The sequence below is a fragment of the Streptomyces sp. WELS2 genome, from assembly GCF_013870595.1.
GTDB lineage: Bacteria > Actinomycetota > Actinomycetes > Streptomycetales > Streptomycetaceae > Streptomyces.
In genome coordinates, this window is the sequence record NZ_JACBWZ010000441.1 from 1 (window position 1) to 5,190 (window position 5,190).

Here is a 5,190-nt window from a genome sequence, read left to right on the forward strand (position 1 = left end):
TCCAGCCGTCCAGCAGCAGGTGGTGGAAGGTCCACACCACGCGCACGGCGGTCCCGGACAGGCGCTCCAGGAGCTGGCCCGGAGCCACGGTCTCACCCTCAACACCCTCGTACAGGGCGCCTGGGCGCTGCTGCTTGCCCGGCAGGCGGGCCGGGACGAGGTGGTGTTCGGCACCACGGTCGCCGGACGGCCGCCGGAGCTGCCCGGCGCCGACACCATGACCGGCCTGTTCATCACCACCCTGCCCACCCGGGTCGCCGTCCCCGGCCACGGCACCCTGCCGGACTGGCTGCGCGCCCTCCAGCACGACCAGAGCGAGGACCGCCGCTTCGACCACCTGCCGCTCACCTGGCTGAAGGCGTTCACCGCGCTCCCCGAGCGGGCCGGGCTGTTCGACAGCATCGTGGTCTTCGAGAACTACCCGGTCGACGACGGCCTCGCCGCCGCCCACGGGCTGCGCCTCAGCGGCCTGGAAGGCGTCGAGACCACCAACTACCCGCTGAGCCTGACCGCCTACCCGGGCCCGGAGCTGACCCTGCGGCTCGGCTACGACCCCAACCTGTTCGACGCCGCGACGGCCGAGCGCATGGCCGAGTACCTGACCGTCCTGCTCACCCACCTGCCCGCCGGCGCCCACCGGCCGCCCGCCCGGCTGCCGTTGCTCGCCCCGGACCGCCGCGCACAGGTGCTGCGCACCTGGAACGACACCGCCACCGACCTGCCCGACACCACCGTCGCCGCCCTCTTCGCCGCACAGGTGCGCCGCACCCCCGGCGCCGTGGTCCTGGACACCGGGGACACCCACCTCACCTACCGTGAACTCGACGCCCTCGCGGAGGAGTTGGCGACCCGCCTGACCGCCCTCGGAGTACGGCCGGAGTACCCGGTCGGCGTGCTCATGGAGCGGTCCGCCGAGCTGATCGTCGCCCAGCTGGCCCTCGTGCGCACCGGCGGCGTGTACGTGCCGCTGGACGGCAGGGCCCCGGCCGAACGGCTGCGCCGGATGCTCGCCGAGGCGGGCGCGGACCTGCTGCTCACCGACGCCGGCCGGGAACGGACGGCCCGGGAACTGCTGCCCGAGGGCAGGGTCCTGCGGGCGGACGACACCTCCGGCGCGCCCGGCACCGGGCCGGCGCCCACCGTCCACCCCGACAACGTCCAGTACCTGATGTTCACTTCGGGCTCCACCGGCACCCCCAAGGGGGTCGCGGTGCGGCAGCGGGACGTCGTCGCGCTCGCCCTGGACCGGGCCTTCACCGGGCACGACCGGGTCCTCGTGCACTCGCCGCACGCCTTCGACGCCGCCACCTACGAGGTGTGGGTGCCGCTGCTGCGCGGCGGCACGGCCGTCCTCGCCCCGCCCGCCGGCCTCGACGCCGCCCAGGTCCGGCGCGCCATCACCGAGCGGGGCGTGACCTGCCTGTGGCTGACCGCCGGCCTGTTCCGGCTGCTCGCCCAGGAGGACCCCGGCTGCCTGCGCGGCGCCCGCGAGGTGTGGACCGGCGGCGAGGCCGTGCCCGGCGCGGTGGTCCGCCGGGTCCTGGACGCCTGCCCCGGGCTGACCGTCGTGGACGGCTACGGCCCCACCGAGACCACCACCTTCGCCACCCGCCGCGTCTTCCGCTCCGGCGACCCGCTGCCCGCCGTCCTGCCCATCGGCCGGCCCCTGGACAACACCCGCGTCTACGTCCTGGACACCGCGCTCCAGCCCCAGCCGCCCGGCATCCCGGGGGAGTTGTACATCGCGGGCGCGGGCCTGGCCCGGGGCTACGCCGGCCGGCCGGGCGCGACCGCCGCCCGCTATGTCGCCGACCCCTACGGCCCGCCCGGCACCCGGATGTACCGCACCGGCGACCTCGTGCGCTGGAGCGCGGACGGCGAACTGCACTTCGTCGGCCGCGCGGACGACCAGATCAAGATCCGCGGCTTCCGCGTCGAACCCGCCGAGATCGAGGCCCGCCTCACCGCCCACCCCTCCGTCGCCGAGGCCGTCGTCTCCCTGTACGAGGACGCCGGACGCAAACGGCTCGCCGCCCACCTCGTACCGGCCGAGGGCGCCGACGTGCCCTCCGCCGCCGCTCTGCGCGCCCACCTGGCGGCCGGACTGCCCGACTACATGCTGCCCGCCGCGTTCGTCACCGTGCCCGAGCTGCCGCTGACGGCCAACGGCAAGGTCGACCGGCGGCGGCTGCCCGCCCCCGACTGGGCGGCGGGCGCCGAACGGACCCACCGCGAGCCGCGCACCGACACCGAACGGACCCTCGCCGGGATCTGGTCCGCACTGCTCGGCGTCGAACGCGTCGGCGTGGACGACAACTTCTTCATGCTGGGCGGCGACTCCATCCTCAGCATCCAGGTGGTCTCCCGGGCCCGGGCCGCCGGACTCGCCCTCACCCCGCGCGACCTGTTCCGGCACCCCACGGTGGCCCAACTGGCCGCCGCCTGCGGCGGCGCCGCGCCCGCCGTCGCCGGCACCGAACCGGTCGCCGGACCGGCCGGCCTCACCCCGATCCAGCACTGGTTCCTGGACGCCGGGCCCGCGCGCCCCGCCTTCTTCAACCAGTCCGTCGTGGTCGAGACGCCCGGCCCGGTGGACGAGGACGCCCTGCGCCGCGCCCTCACCGCGCTGTGGACCCACCACGACGCCCTGCGCGCCCGCTTCCGCCGCGACCGCGACGGCGCCTGGCACCAGGACATCACCGCCCACGACAGCCCCGCCCCCGAACTGCTCCGGGTCCACCACCGGCGGGACGAGGAAGACGTCACGGCGCAGGCCCACGCCCGCTTCGGCCTGGAGACGGGTCCGTTGCTCGCCGCCCGCCTGTTCACCGCCGACGACGCCGGGCCCGCCCGGCTGCTGCTCGTCGCCCACCACCTGGTGGTCGACGGCGTCTCCTGGCGGATCCTGCTGGAGGACCTGGAGACCGCCTACCGGCAGGCCGCCGCCGGCGAGCCCGTACGGCTGCCCGCCCGCACCACGTCCACGGCCGAGTGGGTCCGCCGGCTGCGCGAGAGCGACCTCACCGGCCAGCTGCCCCACTGGGAGCGGACCGCCCGCGCGTGCGCCGAACCCCTGCCCGTGGACTCGGCCGGCGGCAACACCATGGCCGACCTCCGCGAGGTGACCGTACGCCTCGACCGCGAGCGCACCGACGCCCTGCTGCGCCGGGTGCCCGGCGTCTACCGCACCCGCGTGGACGACGTCCTGCTCACCGCGCTGGGCCGGGTCCTCGCCGACTGGACCGGGCGCGCCACCGTCGCCGTCGGCCTGGAGGGACACGGCCGCGAGGACCAGTGGGCCGAGGACGTCGACCTGTCCCGCACGGTCGGCTGGTTCACCGCGCTCCACCCGGTCGCCCTGACCGTCCCGGCCGGGGACTGGGGCACCGCCCTGAAGTCGGTGAAGGAACAGCTGCGGGCCGTACCCGACCGGGGACTCGGCTACGGCGTGCTGCGCCACCTCGCCCGCGACCCGCGCCTGACCACCGCCCCCGAACCCGGCATCAGCTTCAACTACCTGGGCCGCTTCGACTGGACCGCCGACGACGCCGCCCTGGTCCGGGCGGTGCCCGGCGGCCTGGGCGGCGCGGAGGCCCCGGACACCGAGCGGCCGCACCTGCTGGACGTGGTGGCCCGCGTCGAGGACGGCCGGCTGGAGATCACCTGGCACTACAGCGGCGGACGCCACCGCGAGGAGACCGTCACCGCCCTCGCCGAGGGCATGATGGACGCGCTCGGCGGCATCGTCGCCCACTGCGCCCGCCCCGACGCCGGCGGCCGTACCCCGTCGGACTTCCCGCTGGCCCGGCTCGACCAGGCCGCCGTGGACCGCATCGCCGGCGACGGCCGGGACGTCCAGGACGTCTACCCGCTCACGCCGATGCAGGAGGGCATGCTCTTCCACAGCCTGCTCGACCCCGCCGGCCGCACCTACGTCAACCAGGTCCAGCTCGTGCTGGCCGGCGTCACCGACCCGCAGGCGCTCGCCGAAGCCTGGCAGCACACCGCCGACGCCAACCCCGTGCTGCGCACCGGCCTGGTCTGGCAGGAGACCCCCGAACCACTCCAGGTCGTCCGGCACCGCGCCACCGTGCCCGTCACCCACCACGACTGGTCCGCGTGGCCCGGGGAACGCCGCGCACGCGAACTGGACCGGCTGCTCGCCGAGGACCGCGAGCGGGGGATCGACCTCGCCGCCGCGCCCCTCATGCGGCTGACCCTGATCCGGCTGGGCCCGGACCGGGTCCGCCTGGTGTGGACCTTCCACCACGTCCTGCTCGACGGCTGGAGCGCCGCCCAGGTCTTCGAGGAGGTGTGCGAGCGGTACGCCGCCCTGACCTCCGGGCGCCGTCCGCACACCCCCGAACGCAAGCCCTTCGCCGACTACCTGCGCTGGCTCGCCGAGCGCGACACCGGCCGGGCCGAGCGGTACTGGCGCACCACCCTGGCGGGCTTCCAGGCCCCCACCGAACTGCCCCGCGACCGGCGGCCCGCCGAGGCCCACCGCACCTCCTCCTCCGCATCCGTGCGCGTGACCCTCGGCCCGGACCTCTCCGCCCGGCTGCGGGAGACCGCCCAGCGCCACGGGCTCACCCTCAACACCGTGCTCCAGGGCGCCTGGGCGCTGCTGCTGTCCCGCTACGGCGGCGGCACCGACGTGGTGTTCGGCACCACCGTCTCCGGCCGGCCCGCCGAACTGCCCGGCGTCACCTCGATGGTGGGCCTGTTCATCAACACCCTGCCCACCCGGGTCCGCGTCGACGGCTCCCGCCCGCTGCCCGAGTGGCTGCGCGAGATCCAGACCGCCCAGTCCGAGGCCCGCCGCCACGACTTCGTCTCGCTGGCCCAGGTCCAGTCCTGGAGCGAACTGCCCGGCGGCACCGGTCTGTTCGACTCCCTCGTGGTCTTCGAGAACTACCCCTTCGACCCGGAGGCCCCGGCCCGGCACGGCCTCACCATGGAACCGGAACGGGACCTGGAGCCGACCAACTTCCCGCTCAGCGTGGTCGTCGCGCCCGGCGACACCCTCACCGTGAACCTGGACCACGACCCGGCCGCCTTCGACACCACCACGGTCACCGCGCTCGGCGAGAGCCTGCGCACCCTGCTCACCGGCATGGCCACCGACCTCGACCGCCGCCTGGCCGACCTGCCGCTGCTGGAGCCCGCCGAAGGGCGCGCGCTGGTGGC

General features: G+C 75.7%; 1 protein-coding gene. It reads left to right on the plus strand.

The window, feature by feature from the left end; translation table 11 throughout:
- Positions 1-22 precede the first annotated feature (22 nt).
- Positions 23-5,190 (plus strand): non-ribosomal peptide synthetase (locus tag H5J33_RS38390; protein ID WP_309485466.1); only part of this gene is annotated, 5,168 nt, incomplete at its 3' end.